14 protein-coding genes are annotated in these 18,962 nt (G+C 65.1%); 11 read left to right on the plus strand and 3 right to left on the minus strand.

Annotated elements, in window-relative coordinates:
• The first annotated feature begins 108 nt into the window (after positions 1-108).
• From OKA04_RS22180 to OKA04_RS22215, 8 genes are all read left to right on the plus strand, one after another.
• Positions 109-765: a hypothetical protein gene (locus OKA04_RS22180; RefSeq protein ID WP_264503412.1), complete on the plus strand. Its 657-nt coding sequence runs from the start codon at positions 109-111 to the stop codon at positions 763-765.
• Between the two features lie 100 nt (positions 766-865).
• Entirely contained in the window at positions 866-1,321 is a 456-nt protein-coding gene (locus OKA04_RS22185; RefSeq protein WP_264503413.1) for a thiol-disulfide oxidoreductase DCC family protein, read from the plus strand.
• A 29-nt stretch (positions 1,322-1,350) separates the two neighbouring features.
• On the plus strand, positions 1,351-1,827 hold the full coding sequence (locus tag OKA04_RS22190) for a hypothetical protein (RefSeq protein WP_264503414.1): 477 nt from the start codon (positions 1,351-1,353) through the stop codon (positions 1,825-1,827).
• Positions 1,824-2,228 (plus strand): hypothetical protein, encoded by a 405-nt coding sequence (locus tag OKA04_RS22195; protein WP_264503415.1) that lies wholly within the window; start codon positions 1,824-1,826, stop codon positions 2,226-2,228. The genes OKA04_RS22190 and OKA04_RS22195 overlap by 4 nt, the downstream gene beginning before the upstream one ends.
• Positions 2,225-2,668, plus strand: a complete 444-nt coding sequence (locus OKA04_RS22200) for a hypothetical protein (protein WP_264503416.1) — start codon at positions 2,225-2,227, stop codon at positions 2,666-2,668. The genes OKA04_RS22195 and OKA04_RS22200 overlap by 4 nt, the downstream gene beginning before the upstream one ends.
• A 5-nt stretch (positions 2,669-2,673) precedes the next feature.
• The gene (locus OKA04_RS22205) at positions 2,674-3,594 is read left to right on the plus strand and encodes an MBOAT family protein (RefSeq protein ID WP_264503417.1); all 921 of its coding nucleotides are present in this window, start codon (positions 2,674-2,676) and stop codon (positions 3,592-3,594) included.
• Between the two features lie 163 nt (positions 3,595-3,757).
• Positions 3,758-6,418 (plus strand): AMP-binding protein, encoded by a 2,661-nt coding sequence (locus tag OKA04_RS22210; RefSeq protein WP_264503418.1) that lies wholly within the window; start codon positions 3,758-3,760, stop codon positions 6,416-6,418.
• A 187-nt stretch (positions 6,419-6,605) separates the two neighbouring features.
• Complete coding sequence (locus OKA04_RS22215; RefSeq protein ID WP_264503419.1) at positions 6,606-8,810, plus strand: hypothetical protein; 2,205 nt, start codon at positions 6,606-6,608, stop codon at positions 8,808-8,810.
• A gap of 27 nt (positions 8,811-8,837) precedes the next feature.
• Here the strand turns inward: OKA04_RS22215 and OKA04_RS22220 are convergent, their stop codons facing one another.
• Entirely contained in the window at positions 8,838-10,307 is a 1,470-nt protein-coding gene (locus OKA04_RS22220; RefSeq protein WP_264503420.1) for a hypothetical protein, read from the minus strand.
• Between the two features lie 216 nt (positions 10,308-10,523).
• On the opposite strand from OKA04_RS22220, the gene recJ reads away from it, so the two are divergent.
• Positions 10,524-12,221 carry a single-stranded-DNA-specific exonuclease RecJ gene (gene recJ / locus OKA04_RS22225; RefSeq protein ID WP_264503421.1) on the plus strand — a complete coding sequence of 566 codons (1,698 nt, stop codon included), beginning with the start codon at positions 10,524-10,526 and terminating at the stop codon, positions 12,219-12,221.
• Positions 12,222-12,261: 40 nt separating this feature from the next.
• Here the strand turns inward: recJ and OKA04_RS22230 are convergent, their stop codons facing one another.
• Positions 12,262-12,723 (minus strand): aminoacyl-tRNA deacylase, encoded by a 462-nt coding sequence (locus OKA04_RS22230; RefSeq protein ID WP_264503422.1) that lies wholly within the window; start codon positions 12,721-12,723, stop codon positions 12,262-12,264.
• A gap of 368 nt (positions 12,724-13,091) precedes the next feature.
• Here OKA04_RS22230 and lpxK point away from each other — a divergent pair, with 368 nt between their 5' ends.
• A complete protein-coding gene (lpxK, locus tag OKA04_RS22235; protein ID WP_264503423.1) occupies positions 13,092-14,303 on the plus strand; it encodes a tetraacyldisaccharide 4'-kinase in 1,212 nt (403 codons plus the stop codon).
• Here lpxK and OKA04_RS22240 read toward each other — a convergent pair whose 3' ends face one another.
• Entirely contained in the window at positions 14,304-16,535 is a 2,232-nt protein-coding gene (locus OKA04_RS22240; RefSeq protein ID WP_264503424.1) for an FdhF/YdeP family oxidoreductase, read from the minus strand.
• A gap of 247 nt (positions 16,536-16,782) precedes the next feature.
• Here OKA04_RS22240 and OKA04_RS22245 point away from each other — a divergent pair, with 247 nt between their 5' ends.
• Positions 16,783-18,885, plus strand: a complete 2,103-nt coding sequence (locus OKA04_RS22245) for a prolyl oligopeptidase family serine peptidase (protein ID WP_264503425.1) — start codon at positions 16,783-16,785, stop codon at positions 18,883-18,885.
• Positions 18,886-18,962: the final 77 nt, after the last annotated feature.

The following is an 18,962-nucleotide window of genomic DNA, read 5'->3' on the forward strand; positions in this document are numbered from 1 at the left end:
CAGATGCCCTTCCAGTGTCCGCTGGGGCGGGCTTCTGACGGGATTTTTCCCTTTTGCGGAAATTCCCGCGTCAGATCGTCGTGGTGCCGGACACTCCATCCTCGACGCATGAACTCGATCCCGCGCTCCGCCTTCCTCGCCCTCGCCTGTGCCCTGGTCATCCCGGCCGGTGGTGCCGTGGTGAGTATCAATTTCGTCGGCAATGCCGGGGCGAACGGCTCGCTCGCCGCGACCGATACCGCCGGGGTGGTCGCGGCCACGCATTGGAACAATGTCACCCAGTCCGGCGTCGCGCTGGTGGATGGCACGGGGGCGGCCAGCGCCATCACCGCCACCTTCACCGTGGGCGGCTGGTCGAGCGGCATCGTCACCACCGAGACCGCTGACAAGCGGATGATGAAAGGCTACCTCGACGTCGGCGGCGGCAATACCACCGTCACGCTGAACAACCTGAATCCCGCCCTCACCTACCGGATCTATCTCTACTCCGACGGCGAGAATACCTACGTCGATGCCCCGGTTGCCCGCACCGGGACCTTCACCATCGGCACGGTCGCCACCGGCATCACGGATGCCCCGGGCGAGCAATTCGAAGGCACCTTCCGTCGCGTCTATCCCGGCACCACGGGCGAGGGGAACTACACGGTCGTCACCGTCACGGGCTCCGCCAGCTACGTCATCCAGGCCCGCGGAACCGCCGCCGACGCCACCGACAATGTCTTCCGCGCCCCGATCAACGGGATCCAGATCGAGACGGTGGAGTGAGCAGGTAGGACTTCAGCACGGCAGAGCATCGTCATCAGCAGATTCCCCTTGTTGTTTTCGGAGTTTCAGTAAATACTGAAAACAACGAAAGGGGAACGCGATGAACTTGCCTGTCTCGGTGGAAGGAATCGAAGTGTTTTACGATGGTCGCTGCGGAATGTGCTGCAGCTTCCACGAGTGGATCGCCCGGCAGCCGCGGGCATTTCAGATCGGGTTCGTGCCCTACCAATCGCCGGATGCGGAGCGCGTGTTCCCGGGGCTCGGGACGCTGGACCCGGCGCGGGAGATGGTGGTGAGAACGAGTGATGGCGGGATCTTCCGCGGGGCGGAGGCGTGGGTGTGGTGCCTCTACAGTTGCGCGAATCACCAGGCGGCCGCGCGCCGCCTCGGCGGCCCGGCGATGCTGCCCGTGGCCATCCGCGCCTGCAGGGTCCTCGCGGCGAACCGCCACGCGCTGAGCAAGGTCTTCTTCCGGAAGAAGGACCGGCAGGTGAGGGAGGTGCTTCACCGGATGGAGGAGGCGGTGTGCGCGGATGGCTTCTGCGTGACGAAATGAAATCGGAAGAACCATACGCCCCTACCTACATGAAGACGAATGTCACTCCTGCCGATTTCCGCACGGCTATCTATCCCATCTTCGGATTGTCGCTCCTGGTCCTGCTCGCCCCGTTCTGCCTCGGTGGCTCCGCGGCCTTCGCGGATTTCATCGTGGCCTGCGCCATCCCGATTGCAGTGGGTTGTTCGGTGATGATCTTGATCATCGAGTGCGTCGGCATCCGCTTGCGGGCAGGGCTGCAGCACTTCGGAGCCGGCATCCTGTTCGCGTTCCTCTTGTATCTCTCCGGCGTCGTTTCGGTGTCCGCGGCGGCGCTGTTGGTCGGTGGCGGCTTCAATCTCTTGGGCTGGATCTATCTGGTGTTCGTTTTCGGAACCTGCGGCGTTTTGCCCGCGTCGATCTTCGGTCTGATCGGGACGGCCATGGTGCGTCTTGTCGCCACGATGTCGCCACCGGAAGTACCCCCGCGGACAAGGCCGACGGCCATCCCACACTTCAAGCGATGACTACTGCATTCCTAGTAATTGCCCTGCGCGTCGCCGGGCTGATGATGACGGGCATCGCGATCGCGAATTTCGTCGCGGCGCGGCGCTTGCGCTACCGGGAGAATCTCGCGGGCTGCGAGGTGATGGTGCGGCAGATCTTCCATGTCCACTGCGCCTACATCATCGCGATCGTCGGCGGCCTCGGGGTCCTGTGCCTCGGGTGGCCGCAGCTCCTGATGGCGGACGGCATGGGCCGGGTGCTCAGCGGTTTCTTCGGAGTTTTCTGGATCAGCCGCGTGGTGGTCCAGCTCGTCTATTACGACAAGGAAACGCGCCGCCGGGAGCGCGGCTGGGATCTCTTCTTCCTCGGGGTCTTCGCCGCCCTCGGCACCATCTTCATCCTCACCACGACTTACGCATGAAAGAGCTGTTAGAGATCGGGCTATGGATCGGCGGCGGTTCGCTGGTCATGTTGAGCATCGCGAGCTTCTGGATTCCGAAGGCCCTTGGCTGGCGGGAAAAGCTCGCCGGTCTCACCCCGCTGATGCGCGAGCTGTGGTGGACGTATTCCATCTACGTCTGGAGCAGCCACGTCTTCTTCGCCGTGCTCACGCTGGGCTTCGGCGAGTGGCTGCTGGGCCGGACGGGATCGGCCACCGCAATGTCCACCTTCATGCTGCTGTGGTGGTCGGTGCGGCTGTGGCTCCAGTTCTTCGGCTTTGACCTGAGCGAGGTCGAGGGCAGCAAGGCGAACCGCATCGCGAAGCAACTGCTCACGCTGCTCTTCATCGGGCTCGTCGTCCTCTTCGGCGGACTGGTGGCGTGGAATGCGGGCTGGATCGGAACGGGAGAAATACCGTGATGTGGGTGATTCCAATCCTCGTGGCAACGGGCATCGCGGCAGGACCGCTCCTCGCGGAAGTGAGGGCTGCCGGTCCCAGGCGTCTCGCCGGTTGGCTGCTGCTGCTGGCCCTGATGATTGGCGCGGACCGAATGCTGGCCGGGGATGCGCCGCTGCTCCGGATGATCGGTATCTGCTGCGTGCTGCTCGGCGCGATGAAGGGCCTCGTGTATGCGGAGTGGGCGGATGAAAAGCGGCAGCTCGCCATGCCCCGCTACCTGATCTTCTCGGTCTGCTGGTTCGGCATGGATCCCGCCAGCTTCCAGACGCGCCGCGCCGGGCTGGAGTGGAAAGGCGACATCGCCGTGGGCCTCTCGCTCATGGCGGTGGGTACCCTGGGTGCATGGCTGGTCTGGTGGATGGGGTGGCGGCATATCCTCGTGATGTTCCTGCCGATGAGCCTCGGCTTTCACTTCGGTGCGCTGCGGGTGTTGAAGGGCGTGCTGCGCGCCGCGGGATTCCCGGTGCGGACGCTTTTCCCGAATCTCCTCGCGGCCCGCGGGATCGGTGACTTTTGGAGCAAGCGCTGGAACGTCGGCTACTCGCAGATGATGCAGCGCCTCGTCGGTCGGCCGGTGCAGCAGCGGTGCGGAGAGAGCGCGGGAGTGATGGCCGTCTTCCTCGGCTCGGGATTGCTGCACGAGCTGGCGATCACGCTGCCGGTCCGCGCGGGCTTCGGCCTGCCCACCGCCTTCTTCGCGGCGCATGGCTGCCTCACCTTGCTGGAAAGGAAGCTGGGTCGCCCCATTGGAAAGATCCCCGCGCTGCTCGCCGTGGCACTGCCGCTCGGCGTGCTGTTTCCCCCGGCATTCCGGGATCAGGTTATTGCAAGATGTCTCGGTGTCTTTGATATCTTGGCGGAATGGATATCGCGCGGAGTGATGTGATCCCGCGTTATCCTCTAGGGTCGGGTTACTGAAATCTTGGCAATCGGGGGGTGTTTGTTACGATTGGGGTTAGGGAAACCGGAGATGCGAGAGGTCTCCGGAATTCCCCGCCCGCCACTGGGTCCCCCTTCTTCCAGTGGTTTTCCCCCCACCCATTCTCTCCATGGTATCGACGCTTGTTCCCCCCGCATCGACGGTTTCCACACAAAAGCCGCATTTCTTTTCCTCCCTGGAGTCCCATGGTGACCGGGTGGCGATAGTCCTGCCGGACGGTTGTCATTTGTCATATCGAGAACTCGCGGAGCGCGCGGATGGATATGCGCGGCAGTTTTCCCGGAGGCATCAGCTTCTCGTGATCGAGATGCGGAATGACATCAAGGCGATCGCCGCTTATCTCGGCGCGCTTCGCTCCGGCACGCCGGTCATCCTCGCGGCCGAGGGTGCGACTTCGCGGGAGCACCCGATCATCGCGACCTTCCGGCCGGAGATGGCGGTGCTCCACCGTGGATCGGCCTGGGAGATCGAGGCTCGCGGCGAGCACGCCGACGACGACGAAAGCGCGCTGCACCCGGATCTCGCGGTGATGCTTTCCACCTCCGGCTCCACCGGCAGCCCGAAGCTGGTGAAGCTCTCGCAGGCAAACCTCCATGAGAATGCCCGCTCGATCGCCGAGTACCTGGAGATCACCCCGGAGCGGCGCGCGATCACGAATCTGCCGCTGCATTATTCCTACGGCCTCTCGGTGCTGAATTCCCACCTCGCTGCCGGTGCCTCTGTCGTGCTCACGGAGCTGTCCGTGGTGGATGAGGAATTCTGGCAAGTGGTCCGCCGCGAGCAGGTGACCGACCTGCCCGGCGTGCCCTATACCTACGAGCTCTTTGAAAAAGTCGGCCTGCGCTCCGATCCACCGGAGAGCCTGCGGGTGATGACCCAGGCGGGTGGCCGCCTGCCTCCGAACCTGGTGCGCGACTACTCGGAATTCGCGCGCAGCCGAGGGATCCGCTTCTTCGTGATGTATGGCCAGACCGAGGCGACCGCCCGGATGGCCTACCTGCCGCCGGAGCAGACGCTGGAGAATTCCGACTGCATCGGCGTCGCCATCCCGCGGGGGAAATTCGAGATCCGCGACGAAGCGGGCAATGCGATCCGCAAGCCCGGCCACTCCGGCGAACTCGTCTATCAGGGGCCGAACGTGATGATGGGCTATGCCTTGAAGCGCGAGGACCTCGCCGCCCCGGCCAAGCTCACGGAGCTGCAAACCGGGGACATCGCCCAATGGTCCGAGGCGGGCTTCGTGAAGATCGTCGGGCGCTCCAGCCGCTTCAGCAAGATAGCGGGGCTGCGCATCGGGCTCGATGACGTGGAGCGCATCCTCCGCGAGTCCGGCCGCCGCTCCTACGCCACGGGAAATGACGAATTCGTGGCCGTCGCGCTGATCGACGGCTCGGATGCTGCCAGCGCGCGCCAGCTTCTCGCGGAGCGCTGCAAGCTGCCGTCGCACCACCTCATCGTCTTCAATCTCGACGAGGCCCCCACCTTGCCCTCGGGGAAGATCGACTACCTGACCATCCGCAAGGCCGGCGAGGAATTGCATCGGAAGGAAGCCGCCGATGTGGTCACGGGGGACGATCCCGTGCGCGCGCTTTACGGCAAGGCGCTGGGCCAGGCACGCATCGACGATGATGCCAGCTTCGCCACGCTCGGCGGGGACTCGCTTTCCTACATGATCGTCTCGCGCGGGTTGGAGAAGATGCTCGGCGTGCTGCCGCAGCATTGGGAACGCCTGACCTTCCACGATCTGGAGGCGCTGCGGCAGGAGCGCGCGCTGAATCCGGTGAAGCAGCGGGCGACGACCACGCTATCCGTCGATGTCCTGCTGCGCCTGCTCGCGATCTCGACCATCTTCATCGGCCACGGCGCGCCGGATCACACCGGCTGGCTGCGCGGCGGCACCACGATCCTCTTCTGCCTTGCGGGCTACTCGCTGTGCCGTTTCCAGCGGGAGCAATTTCTGGCCGGGAGCGTGGTGCCTGCGATCAAGGGGGCCTTCCGCCGCATCGTGATCCCCTACCTGCTGCTGATGACGGCGCTGCTCTTCGCCACGAAGATGCCGCCGCATCCGGCGTGGTGGTCGCTGACCAGTGTGTTCTTCATCGGCACGGAGGACCGCGGGCTGCTCTTCTCCTTCTGGTTCATCGAGGCGCTGCTGCACTGCCTGCTCATCGTCAGCGGCCTCTTCCTCATCCCGCCGCTGCGGAGATGGGCGAGGGCGCAGCCCTTTGCGAGCGGCCTCGCCCTCACGGGGCTGGGCGCGGCGGCATTCTGGGTGGGCCGCCACTTCTTCGGCAGCGAGAGCTTTTCGCACAAGTTCGACGGCTGGCTGTATGTTTACATGCTCGGGTGGACCTTCGCGGTGGCGACGCGGGCGTGGCAGCGGCTCCTGCTCGTGGCGGTCGGCAGCGCGGTGGTGATTGCGCAGTTTGGCCCGGAAAGCAGCCGCCCGTATTGGTTCATCGGCGCGATGCTCGTGCTGGCGGCTGTCCGGGAGATCCGCCTGCCTGCCGGGGTCGGTGGACTGGTCTCGCAGCTTGCCGCGGCCAGCTACATGGCCTACCTCGCCCATCCGCTGGTCCTTCACGTCACGAAGTTCGTGCTGCCGGAGCGCTTCCCGTTCTTCGACGGAAATGTGCCCGCAGCGATCCTCCTCGCCTACGTCGGCACCATGCTCGCGGGGGTGGTGGGAGCGGTGGCGTGGCAGCAGGTTTCGCGGATTTTCCTGATGCTCTTCGGCGGAGCGCGGCGAGGTTCCACCGCAACCGCCTGAAACTTCCCGGGTTTTAAGCGAAGTCCGGGACGGGTGGCGCTGAGTCACCCGACCCATCACGGGAAAGCTGGCTTTGGCGGATCAAGATATGCAACTCGTGGAAAACGAGTTGCATCGACACGTATTCCAAGTCAGCGTTTCCGCCGACCGAAGGCATTATCTGTCATTTTTTAACCCGTTTCATGCCATGAAAGAGCCGCGCAAAGCATCTCCGTCCCGGCCGCCAGGCTCGCCCATCCGCACGGTCATCGTCCGCGGCAAGGGGAACAATGCGACCGGCTCCATGCTGGCGGTGGCGCTTTTCATGGCAGTGGGACTTGGCGGGGTGTGGTGGATCTATGACCAGCGCGGACACGATGGGCCCCAGCAGACCGCGAAGAAGCCTGCGAAAGCGGTGACGGAGGAAGTGGCGGCAGCGCCCGAGACGCCGGTCGAGGTGACCCCGGCCACTCCCGAAACGACCGCCCCGGAAGTGGCGGCGGCAAATGTGCCGAAGGTGGCCCCGGCCCCGGCGACACCCGAGGAGGCACCTGCCCCCGCGCCCACCGAGGCGAAGCTCTTTGGCACGCGCTTGGCCGGTGAGCCGGTGCTGGCCCTGATCGGCATCGATTCCACCAAGACCGCCGAGGTCGCCCGCGAGAAAGAGCTGCTGGCCGAGACGGTCCGGCTCGGCGCGTGGACCGACTACAGCGAGTTCCTGAAGCGCTCGCTTTCCGAGTCGCAGATGAAGCTTGGCAAGCTGGACCCGGCGAAGATCCGGGACCGCTTCGACGGACTGTGGAAGGAGCCCGTTTTCTATCAGGTCTTCCTCCGCTGGCAGGTGCTGCAGCGCTTTTCCTCCTCGGACATCACCACGCCGACCTACGGGCACCAGCTCTTCGCCTGGCTGATGACGAATGACACGGCCATGGAGGAAGTCCTGCTGACCGTGAAGCCACAGGACAATACCGCGAAGGTCGTGGAGATCATGGCGGATGCCTGGGCGGCGAACCGCCAGGAGGCGGAGAAGTATTTCAACCTCGCCCTCGCCTGCGGCGTCGTCTTCGACAAGGGCGAGATCCGGATGGAGCTGGAGGATTCCGAGAGCGCCGGCGTGGTCCAGCCGATCCCGCGCTACACCTGGTACGTCCAGATGAATGAGAAGGGCAAGCTGGCCACTTCCATCAACAAGCTCAGCGCCCGCGACCTCGTGTGGGTGGTCTGCGCGCCCGTCCCCGAGACGGAGCTGGGCTGGGCGATCGACAAGATGCACCTGAGCCGGTCGAAGTGGGGGAATGCCTACGGGATGATCGAGTACCTCATGGAGCGCGCCGTGGAGGGGCTGAATCCCTACGAGGAGTATTCCTTCGCGCAGATCCTCAAGGAAGGCGGCATCTGCGGAGACCAGACGTATTTCTGTGTGAATACCGCCCGCGCGCTGGGCATCCCGGCGATCGGCCTCTCCGGTGAGACCGACCTCGGCGGTCACGCCTGGGCCGCGGTGAAGACGAAGGACGACCAGTGGGATACCCACATCGGCCGCATCGGCGGCGCTGCCAATGGTGCCGGAGGCAATCCGCAGGTCGGTGGCGATGTCAGCGAGCAGGAGATCTGGCTGTGGAATGACAAGGCGCAGCAGAGCCGCCTGCAGACCGTGAATGTCTTCCGCTACCTGTGGCTCGGCAAGCTGATGGAAAATTTCTATGAGCCCGCTTCCTCCGAAGCCGCGGTGCGGGTGGCGAACAACCTTGGCAAGGCATTCTCCGAGACGTGGCAGAGCCTTTACGACGTGCTGGTCACCAAGACCAAGGAAGCGAAGGAGCCCGGCGCGCCGGAGATCCTCGAAGCCTGGGATGACTTCGTGGACCGCATGCGCCGTGAATTCCGCGAGAACCCGCGCATGGCCCAGCTCGCGGCGAAGGCGGAGAGCGAATACCTCTTCCCGTATGCGAAGGAGGGCGATGCCCGCCGCATGCTGGCGCGCGAGCGCCGCCGCATCGAGCGCGAGGCCGGCGAGCAAAAGGATCTCGTGGCCGACTCGCTGAAGCGCGAGGCCGACCTCATCTTCAAGAACAACTCCCCCGGCGCGGCGAAGGAGATCGGCAACCTCTACGACAAGGCGCTGCGCCAGTACGGCGGCAGCATCACCGGCTTCAAGCGCATGGCGGAGGACTACTTCTCCTTCTGCAAGGACAACCCGGAGAGCGCCCGCAAGGCCGCGCGCGACATCGAGCTCGCCTTCCAGCGCGTCGTGGAAACCGGATCGAAGGACTGGTTCCGCGCGAACACGGAGACCTCCATCTACAAGATGATCTGCTCCTACTACCGCACCGCCGGTGACGAGTCGAAGGCCGTGAAGCTGGAGAAGCGCTACGAGCGCCTGCTCCGTGCCGCCGAGCGCGGGGCGCTGTGATGGGCCCCGCTGGCGGGCTGCCCGCGGCTACCGGAGGACCGGCGGCCAGTGGGCCGCTTCCCAGATCGCGGCGGTCAGGGCGGTGAAAATGGCGTCGAGCTTCTTCGGGCGCAGTTTCTTCCCCGCCTGCTTCTCCGTGAACATCAGCATGTCCGCCGCCGACTCGCAGAGCGCGGGCTGGCGGGTCTCGGCGAAGATCCGGTCGAGGTAGTCGGCCAGTGTCTCGTCATCGCTGCCGCTTTTGATCCAGCTTTCGTAGCGGGCGAGCATGCGTTCCGGATCGGGCTCGTAGCCGGGAGGTTGGTCCGGGTGGAGGGCTCCCAGTGCCGCCAGCGCGGTGCTTTGCAGGATGGCCAGCTCGTGGTCGTTCAGCTTTTCGCTCAGGTCGTTGAAGGCATCGAGGATGTCGGCAAGCCGGACTTCCAGACGATTCCACAGGGCCTCGTCGCCGGTGGCGGCCTGCAGCCGTCTGTTGAGTTCTTCGCCTTCCAGCATTTCCTGCGAGGGCGGCGGATCGAGCGGGATCTCATCGTCCCAATCCGGATCCTCGCTCTCTTCCAGCACGCCGAGCGGTGGGGGCGGGAAGATCAGCTCCTCGAGGCGGAGTTCGGCGAGCAGCAGGTTGAAGTCGATGTCCATTCCCGCCGTCCTGCGCAGCCGGTCGCCGGAGCGGATCACTTCCTTCAGCAGGCTGGTCAGCCGGGGCCGCAGCGCGGGGTCGTTGGCCGCTTCGCGCGGGGACTTTCCGTCCAGCGCGGGCTGCGGGTGATCGGTCAGGATTTCCCCCGAGTAGTCCCATTCGTCGCCGTTCGGACGGAGGGAGTCCGGGACCACGTCGAGGTCGTATCGATCCGCGGGATTCCGCCTCGCGTTTGCGATGGCGCGGAACGCTTCCTCAAGCAGCGGCATGTGTTCCATCAGCCAGAGATCGCGGCCATCCTCCTCCGGGGCACCGAGATGAGCGAGCAGCATGGCGAAGGCGTCCGCCGGTTCCACCACGCCGGTGGAGGGCATCGGGGCCGTATCGGGACACATCCGGAGCCCGGTAGGAATCTCGTAGGCCCAAGCGAGCTCGACGTCGAAGCGCCCCATCCGCGCGGCACATTCCTCGTCGATCACGTGAAACGGAGGCAGCTCCGGGCGGAGCAGATCGATGGCCACGCAGGTCTGGTGGTCGAGCACTTCCCGGAATTCCAGCAGGACTGGGCGGAGCGTTCCGTAGTAGCGGAGCATGACGGCTTCGTCGTTCTTCCAGTCCGCGGCAAAGCCGTCCGCCTTCCACTTCGCCAGCCGGCCCTCGCCGATCAGGTGCCAGCCCAGCAGTGATTGCGCGGTGAAGTCATCGCACTCGCTGAGGAAGTTGGTCAGCTCGCGGACCTTCGACGGCGGCAGGTCGGCCATCAGCCTCTTGCTGAGCTGGCTGAGGATCTTGGCTTCGAGATCAAAGAATTGCTCGCGGTGGTCGGCGCTGCCGAAGGGATTGAACAGGCAGGTCACCGGGCAGGGGATGGCGCTGTTCCGCCCCTGACCGCATTCTTCCGGCGTGATCGTGCGTCCTTGCGCCGGGCACTCCCGTTGTTTTTTCCGTTTCGCCTCTCCCATGGGTCCAGATTGCGAATGGCACGGGGCTTGGTCGATGCGAAACCCGTTTGCGGCTGACGGAGATGGGGGCTTGAGTGGCACGCGGGTCGCTGATTAAGGTCCGCAACCCTAATGCGCGCTCCTCCCGCCGACTGGATCCTCCGCGGCGACCCTTTCCACTCGAATGGAAACGGTCGGGGACGCGCATTTCCAGCGATTCTGGAGCATCTGATCCGCCAGCGGGGCCTGCCCGCGGGTGACGATCTCGAGAGTTTCCTGCGTCCGAAGCTGCGCGATCTGGCCGATCCCTTCGAGGTCACCGAGATGCGGCCCGCCGTGGAACGCATCCTGAAGGCCGTGGACCGGAAGGAAAAGGTCTGCATCTACGGCGACTATGACGTGGATGGCGTGACCTCGGTCGCCGTGATGCGCCGCACGCTGCACGCCTACGGGCTGGAGCCGCGGCACTTCATCCCGCGCCGCAGCAGCGAGGGCTACGGACTGAGCTGCGCCGCGCTCGCGCGCTGCATGGTCGAGGGGCCGAAGCCCGACCTGCTGATCGCCGTCGATTGTGGCACCGTTTCCCTCGATGAAGTCGCGGCCCTGCGCTCCGACGGCGTCGATGTCATCGTGGTGGACCACCACGAGCCGAGCCCGCGCGGTCGGCCGGACGTGGTCGCGCTGGTGAATCCGAAGTGCGGCAGCGGCCCGACCTATCTCTGCGCTGCCGGGGTGTGCTTCAAGCTGGCTCATGCCATGCTCAAGGAGCGCCCGACGCCGAATTTCGATCTCAAGGAACTGCTTGAGCTGGTGGCAGTCGCGACCATCGCGGACATCGTGCCGATGGTCGGGGAAAACCGCCTGCTGGTCCGCCACGGGCTGAAACGCCTGCCGCTGACGCTGAATCCCGGACTTCAAGCGCTGCAGGAAGTCTCCGGCATGAATGGCAAGGCGACATCGATGGACGTCGGTTTCCGGATCGGCCCGCGCCTGAATGCCGCGGGCCGCATGGACGTGCCGGAGGATGCGCTGGCGACCCTCTTGACGGACTGCAAGCGGCTCGCCCGGACGCTGGCCGAGAAGCTCGACGAGTACAACAAACGCCGGCAGACGCATGAGAACCAGATCCGCCGCGAGGCGATGGAGATGCTCATGGCGACCTTTGACCCCGTGCGCGACCCGGTTATCGTGCTCGGCTCGCGGACCTGGCACCCCGGTGTGGTGGGCATTGTCGCATCCCGCCTGATGCGGCAGTTTCACAAGCCGACTTTTGTGGTGGCCATTGATGCCGAGGGAGTTGGGAAGGGTAGTGGGCGCAGTATCGAGGGCGTCTCGCTGGTCCAGGCGATCAATGCCTGCCGCGGTCACCTGCTCGCTGGTGGCGGGCACGACATGGCGGCCGGGCTTTCCATCACCGAGGGGAGCATGGATGCCTTCCGCTCGGATTTCGCCGACTTCGTGCTGAGCAATACCGTCCCCGAACAGCGCCAGCCGAAGCTGTGCGTGGATGCGGAGATTTCCTTCGACCAGCTCTCGCTGGAATTCCTGGCCGACTACGAGCTGCTCCAGCCTTTCGGAAACGGGAATCCGCAGCCGATTTTTATGGCCCGCAGCGTCCATCTCAGCCGCCCGCCGGTCCACATGAAGAACCAGCACCTGCGGCTGAACCTTCGCCAAGGCTACCACGAGCAGGATGCCGTCTTCTTCGGCGGCGGCGAGGTCGCCCTGCCCGATCCGCCGTGGGACATCGCTTTCACGATCGACCGGAATTGCTTTCGTGGCCGGACGACGCTGCAAATCATCATCCAGGACGTCCGCGCAGCCCGCTGAGGATCAGCGGGATTTAAGGTCATCTGATACCTGATTTGGCTCACGTCGTGAACCTCGCCACCTGCGGCCGCACCAGACGCTCGTAGTCACTCCACGACATGCGGATCAGCTCGGTGTGGGAGCCGGCGTTGAAAGCGATTTCTGCTTCCGCGGCCAGGTCCGGGGAGACGTAGGTGGACATGTCGTAGAGATTTCCGAAGGGCGGCATGGCACCCGGTTCGCAGTCCGGGAAGCGGCGCTTGAATTCGTGCTCATGCGCGATCTTCACGTCGTCGGTTGCGGTCAGGTCGTGCAGGTCCTCCAGCTTCAGGCGGCGGTTTGATGGCAGCACTGCCATCGCGAGCGCGCCATCGATCAGGATGATCACGGTCTTCGCCAGCAGGCTGCCTGGCACGTGGGCGCTGCGCGCCACCTCGGTGGCGGTGTAGGCCGGGGAATGGGTGATGGTGATGTATTTGATGTTCCTCGAGTCGAGGTAGGCTTTGAGCTTCTTCGATAGCATGGCTGAACCCTCGCTTTCCATGGGCCGGGCACATCGCGTCTCGCGGTCCGGCGGGTTGATAGAGCTAGGCACCGTGCAGGGGTGCCGCGGGGACCGGGGAGAAATCCGACCGGTCGCTATTGAGATTGCTAACAGTCTAACCCGGCTCCGGCGGGGGTCAAATGACCGGGTAAAATCCAGGAAAAAGCCCGTACCGGGATCCGGAGCGGGCACGGTGGAAAAGGGGTGAGCCGGTCGATTCTTTACGAAACGTCATGAACCATTTCTGGCTTTATGACCCTCATTCCGACTCGTTTTTCCCGCCGATTGCCAAAACGTCATCCCGTTCTTGCCTCGCGTGCCCGTTCCGGGTTCCGCTGGCGGTGCCGATGAAGGAAACGCTGGCCGAGCTGGAGCGTTGGGGCGCCGACGTGATTTTCGGCCGCGCCAAGGGCTTCCGTGCCAGCATGATGCGGCTCGCCATGAGCGCGCTGTCCGGCGTTTACCGCGGCCTCGTCCAGACCCGGCTGCTCATCTACCGGCGACGGTGGAAGCAGCAGCACCACCTGGGCACCCTGGTGGTCAGCATCGGAAATCTGACCGTCGGCGGCACGGGCAAGACCCCCGTGGTCGAGCTGCTCGCCCGCACCCTGCGCGACGAGGGCCGCCGCGTCGCCATCCTCAGCCGCGGCTACAAGAGCCGCCGCCTGAAGACCCCGCAAAATTGGAAGGACAAGGACGGCAACAAGATGCCGGCGGAGAAGATGCCAAAGGTGGTCTCCACCGGTCGTGCGCTCCTGCTCGACTCGAAATTCGCCGGCGACGAGCCCTTCATGCTCGCGCGGAATCTCAATGGCGTGGCGGTGGTGGTGGACAAGGACCGCGTGAAGGGCGGCCGCTTCGCCGTGGGCCAGCTCGGTGCGGACACGCTGGTGCTGGATGACGGGCTGCAGTACCTCCACCTCTCGCACGGCATCGATATCGTGCTGGTGGATCGCACCGCGCCCTTCGGAACCGGGGCCATCCTGCCGCGAGGCACGCTGCGCGAGCCGCCGCGGAATCTCTGCCGCGCCAGCTACATCTTTCTCACGAAGTGCGACGGCACCTCGAATGAAGCGCTCATCGAGCGCCTCCGCCGCCACAACCGCGTCGCGCCGATCATCGAGTGCACGCACGGGCCGCGCTATCTCGAGGAGGTCTTCACCGGCGAGCGACAGCCGCTTGATTTCCTGAAGGACAAGTGGACCGCGGCCATCAGCGGCATCGCGGTGCCGGAGGGCTTCGAGCGGAGCTTGGAAAAGCTCGGCGCCCGCGTGGAGATCCGCCGCCGCTTCTCCGATCACCATCGCTTTTCGCGAAAGGAGATCGACAAGTTCATGCAGCGCTGCATCGAGCGCGACATGGAGGTGGTGGTCACCACGGAGAAGGATGCGGTGCGTTTCCCCCGGCCGAAGGAGGCCACCGTGCCGGTCTATTTCCTCCGCATCGAGGTCGAGATCCTGAAGGGTCACGATGCGTGGTGCGACCTCATCGCGCGGCTCTGCCATCCCGGCGCGCCGGGCGATCCGGTGCTGAGGCATCGGGATGCCTACGCGATGTGATCAGTCGCGCGCGGGTGTGATGCTCACCTCGATGCTCTTGCTTGCCGGGGTATTGCTGCCCTCTGCCACATGGCCCACGGGGACGAGCACGTTTGCCTCGGGGAAGTAGGCGGCGGCGAGGCCGCGCGGCATGTCGTAGGGGATCGCGCGGAAGCCCCGCAGGTGGCGCTCGCCATCGCTCCAGTGGCTGGTCACGTCGATGCGGTGGCCGGGCTGCACGCCGAGCTCGGTGAGGTCCTGCGGATTGATGAAGACGAGATCGCGCATGCCGGAGATGCCCCGGTAGCGATCGTTGAGGCCATACACCGTGGTGTTGAATTGATCGTGGCTGCGCAGGGTCTGGAGCAGGAAGCGCCCGGGGGCGGTCTGGTAGGCGTCGAGCGGCGCGGCGCTGAGGTTCGCCTTCCCGGTTTCCGTGTTCCAGACGCGCGCCTTCGCGGCATTCGGCAGGTAAAAGCCACCCGGCTCGCGGACGCGTTCGTTGTAGCGGTCGAATCCGGGGATCACCGCCTCGATCCAAGTACGAAGCCTGTCGTAGTCCTCCGCCAGCCAGCGCCAGCGGATGTTCCCGATGTCTCCCAGCGTTGCCTCCGCGAGGCGGGCCACGATTTCCGGCTCGCTGAGAAGATGCCCCGATGCCGGTTTCAGCCGTCCCTGCGACGATTGCACCACACCCATCGAGTTCTCCGTGGTGACGAATTGCCCTCCATCCTCCTCGCTGCGACCGAGGCAGGGCAGGATCAGCGCGCGGCGTCCATGGACGAGGTGGCTGCGGTTCAGCTTCGTCGAGACGTGGCATGTCAGCCGGCACTTGCCCAGGGCTTCCGCGGTGAAGGCGCTGTCGGGCGTCGCCTGCGCGAAGTTCCCGCCGAGGGCGAAGAAGACCTTTGCGCTGCCCTCGTGCATCGCGAGGATGGATGCGACCGTGTCGTGCCCGTGTTTCCGCGGGACCGGCACGCCTGCCTGCTTCTCCAGCGCGGCGAGGAATGCCTCCGGCATCTTCTCGAAGATGCCCACCGTGCGATCACCCTGCACGTTGCTGTGGCCGCGCACGGGGCAGAGGCCGGCACCGGGGCGGCCGATCGCGCCGAGCAGGATGTGGATGTTCGAGATCTCGCGGATGGTCGCCACGGCATTGCGATGCTGCGTGAGCCCCATCGCCCAGCAGGTGATGACCTTGCGGCTTCCCGCACCGAGCAGGTCCGCGAGGTCCTCGATCTGCTCGCGCGAAATGCCGGAGAGTTCCTCGATCCGTTCCCATCCCGTGGCTTCGAGCAAACTACGGTAGGCATCGTAGTTAAAGCCGTGGTCGCGGATGAAGTCGTGGTCGATGTCGTCCGCGGCCACGAGCGCCTTTGCCACGCCGCGGAAGAGCGCCATGTCGCCATTCACCTTCACCTGGAGGTAGGTGGACGCGAGCGGGGTGGCATTTCCCAGCATTCCGCGGAGGTGCTGCGGGTGGGCGAAGCCGAGCAGTCCGGCTTCCTTCAGCGGATTCACTGCCACCAGCCGCACGCCCTTTTCCACGGCCTCCTCCAGCGTGGTCAGCATGCGCGGGTGGTTCGTGCCGGGATTCTGGCCCACGCAGAGGATCACGTCGGCTTCCAGGAAATCGTCGAGCGTCACCGTGCCCTTGCCGACGCCGATGGCTTCCTTCAGCGCGAGGCCGCTCGACTCGTGGCACATGTTCGAGCAGTCCGGCAGGTTGTTCGTCCCGTAGGCACGGACGAAGAGCTGATAGAGGAAGGCCGCCTCGTTGCTCGCGCGTCCGGAGGTGTAGAAGACGGCCTCGTCCGGCGAGACGAGGGCGCGCAGCTCCTCCGCGACGATCGCGAAAGCCTCGTCCCACGATACCGGCTCGTAGTGCGTCGCTCCTTCGCGCAGCAGCATGGGCTCGGCCAGCCGCCCTTGCAGGTCGTGCCACGCGTCGCTCTGCGCCATCAGCTCCGCCACGGAATGTGTAGCGAAGAATTCGCGCCCGATCGTCTTCGACATCGCCTCCGAAGCCACCGCCTTCGCCCCGTTTTCGCAAAACTCGGCATGCGAGCGATCGCGGTCCGGATCCGGCCACGCACAACTCGGGCAGTCGAAGCCGCCCACCTGGTTCAGCTCCAGCAGGGCCTTCGTCCCGCGGGCCACGCCTGCCTTGCCAAAGACGTGCTTCAGCGACGATGCCACCGCGGGCAGGCCGGCCGCTTGTTCCTTTGGCGTGGAGATGCGCTCGTGACTCACCCGGCCAAGCTAGCGGTGATTCCTCTGGCGGCAAGGCACGCCCTCGACGGGTGAATCGGTCATTTTTTAGATCCAGCGGCTCCCGTGGCCCGGGATTTGCGGCAAAGCGGTTGATTCGGGCCGCCGCCTCACGAGGGTAGGGAGACCGTCGGCCCGGGCATCATCCTCGCGGTGAAATGCCGGGGCGCGGGGAATTCCGGGAAAAAGCGCGGCTCCGGCATCGCTTTCCGGCCAACGCTTCCACTGAATGACCGCCAAACTCCCTTCGCTTCTCACCCTTGTGATACCCACGATAAGCCTGGCCGCCGTGATCGACTACCCCGCCACCCGCAAGGCGGAGGTGTCGGAAGAACTGCACGGCACGAAAGTCTCCGACCCCTACCGCTGGCTGGAGGATGACAATGCCGAGGAGACGAAGGGCTGGGTCACGGCCCAGAACAAGGTCACCGAATCCTTCCTGGAGACCGTCCCGCAGCGCGGCGAGATCCGGAAGCGCCTCGCGGACCTGTGGAATTTCGAGCGCACCGGAGCTCCGCGCGAATACGGCGGCAAGTGGTTCTTCACCCACAACACCGGCTTGCAGAACCAGTCGGTGCTGAAGGTCTCCGACTCCATCGACGGCGAGGGCAGGCTGCTGCTCGACCCGAACACACTCTCGGCCGATGGCACCGTGGCACTCGCGAATTTCTCGCCGAGCGAGGATGGCAAGCTGCTCGGCTACTCGATCTCCCGCGGCGGCAGCGACTGGAACGAGATCCTCGTCCGCGACGTCGCCACCGGCAAGGACACGGGCGATCACCTGAAGTGGGTGAAATTCAGCGGCATCTCCTGGGCGAAGGACGGCAGCGGCTTCTACTACGCCCGCTACGATGCGCCGCCGGAGGGTGCCGCGCTCACGCAGAAGAACGAGTACCAGAAGCTCTGCTTCCACAAGATCGGCACCCCGCAGTCGGAGGACAAGGTGATCTACGAGCGGAAGGACCAGCCGCGCTGGGGTTTCGGCGGCGGTGTGACGGAGGACGGGAAGTATCTCGTGATCCGCGTGTCCGAGGGCACCGATCCGAAAAACCGCTTCTTCTACCGCCCGGTCGAGGAGGAGGAGGAGAAGGTGATCGAGTTGCTCGCGGATGCGGATGCCAGCTATGACTTCATCGGCAACGAGGGCAGCGAGTTCTACTTCCGCACGGATCTCGATGCACCGCGCCACCGCATCATCGCCATCGACGTGACGAAGCCGGAGCGCTCCGCGTGGAAGGAGATCATCCCGCAGTCTAAGGACCTGCTCCAGGAGGCCAGCATGGTCGGCGGCAAGCTGGTGGTGGAGTACCTGCAGGACGCGAAGAGCGCGGTGGCGGTCTTTGACGTCGCCGGGAAAAAGATCCGCGACGTCGATCTGCCTGGCATCGGCAGCGCCGGTGGCTTCAGCGGCCGCCAGCAGGACAAGGAGACCTTCTACTCCTTCACGAGCTTCACCGATCCCGGCGCGATCTATCGCTACGACCTGGCCAGCGGCGAGAGCACGCTGTGGAAGAGCCCGAAGGTCGGCTTCGATGGCTCGGCCTACGAGACCAAGCAGGTCTTCGTCCCCAGCAAGGACGGCACGAAGGTCCCCGTCTTCATCGTTCACAAGAAGGGCATCACGCTCGATGGCTCGCACCGCACGCTGCTGACGGGCTACGGCGGCTTCAATATCAGCATCACGCCCGGCTTCTCCATCGGCCGCGCGGTGTGGCTGGAGCGTGGCGGCATCCTCGCGGTGGCAAATCTCCGCGGCGGTGGCGAGTACGGCAGCGACTGGCATCAGGCGGGCACGCGCCTCCAGAAGCAGAATGTCTTCGATGACTTCATTGCGGCCGGCGAGTGGCTGGTGAAGGAGAACTACACCTCGCCGCAGAAGCTCGCCATCCAGGGCGGCAGCAATGGCGGCCTGCTGGTCGGTGCCTGCATGACCCAGCGTCCGGACCTCTTCGGCGCGGCCCTGCCCGCCGTGGGCGTGCTGGACATGCTGCGCTTCCACAAGTTCACCATCGGCTGGGCTTGGGAGAAGGACTACGGCAGCGCGGAGAATCCCGAGGAATTCAAGGCCCTGCTCCAGTACTCGCCGTATCACGTGCTGAAGAGCGGCACGCGCTACCCGGCGACGATGGTGACCACCGCCGACCACGATGACCGCGTGGTGCCTGCCCACAGTTTCAAATTCGCCGCGCGCCTGCAGGAGTGCCAGGCGAAGGAAGGCCCGCCGGTGCTGATCCGCATCGACACCAGCGCCGGTCACGGTGCCGGTACGGCGCTTTCCAAGATGATCGACAAGACCGCCGACGAGTGGGCCTTCCTCGAGAAGGTCCTGTGATCGGCTGATCCGCCTTTGCGACACTGCTGGAGCGCGGGGACCCCACCCGCGCTCCAGCACTTCGCCTTACTCCCAGT

Origin of the sequence: Luteolibacter flavescens, assembly GCF_025950085.1 — a bacterium.
Classification (GTDB): domain Bacteria; phylum Verrucomicrobiota; class Verrucomicrobiia; order Verrucomicrobiales; family Akkermansiaceae; genus Haloferula; species Haloferula flavescens.

Excerpts from the sequence above, each read along its gene's own strand:
- OKA04_RS22180 (WP_264503412.1), top strand. The coding sequence starts at position 109 with ATGAACTCGATCCCGCGCTCCGCCTTCCTCGCCCTCGCCTGTGCCCTG.
- OKA04_RS22185 (WP_264503413.1), top strand. The coding sequence starts at position 866 with ATGAACTTGCCTGTCTCGGTGGAAGGAATCGAAGTGTTTTACGATGGT.
- OKA04_RS22190 (WP_264503414.1), top strand. The coding sequence starts at position 1,351 with ATGAAGACGAATGTCACTCCTGCCGATTTCCGCACGGCTATCTATCCC.
- OKA04_RS22195 (WP_264503415.1), top strand. The coding sequence starts at position 1,824 with ATGACTACTGCATTCCTAGTAATTGCCCTGCGCGTCGCCGGGCTGATG.
- OKA04_RS22200 (WP_264503416.1), top strand. The coding sequence starts at position 2,225 with ATGAAAGAGCTGTTAGAGATCGGGCTATGGATCGGCGGCGGTTCGCTG.
- OKA04_RS22210 (WP_264503418.1), top strand. The coding sequence starts at position 3,758 with ATGGTATCGACGCTTGTTCCCCCCGCATCGACGGTTTCCACACAAAAG.
- OKA04_RS22215 (WP_264503419.1), top strand. The coding sequence starts at position 6,606 with ATGAAAGAGCCGCGCAAAGCATCTCCGTCCCGGCCGCCAGGCTCGCCC.
- recJ (WP_264503421.1), top strand. The coding sequence starts at position 10,524 with ATGCGCGCTCCTCCCGCCGACTGGATCCTCCGCGGCGACCCTTTCCAC.
- OKA04_RS22230 (WP_264503422.1), bottom strand. The coding sequence starts at position 12,723 with ATGCTATCGAAGAAGCTCAAAGCCTACCTCGACTCGAGGAACATCAAA.
- lpxK (WP_264503423.1), top strand. The coding sequence starts at position 13,092 with ATGAAGGAAACGCTGGCCGAGCTGGAGCGTTGGGGCGCCGACGTGATT.
- OKA04_RS22245 (WP_264503425.1), top strand. The coding sequence starts at position 16,783 with ATGACCGCCAAACTCCCTTCGCTTCTCACCCTTGTGATACCCACGATA.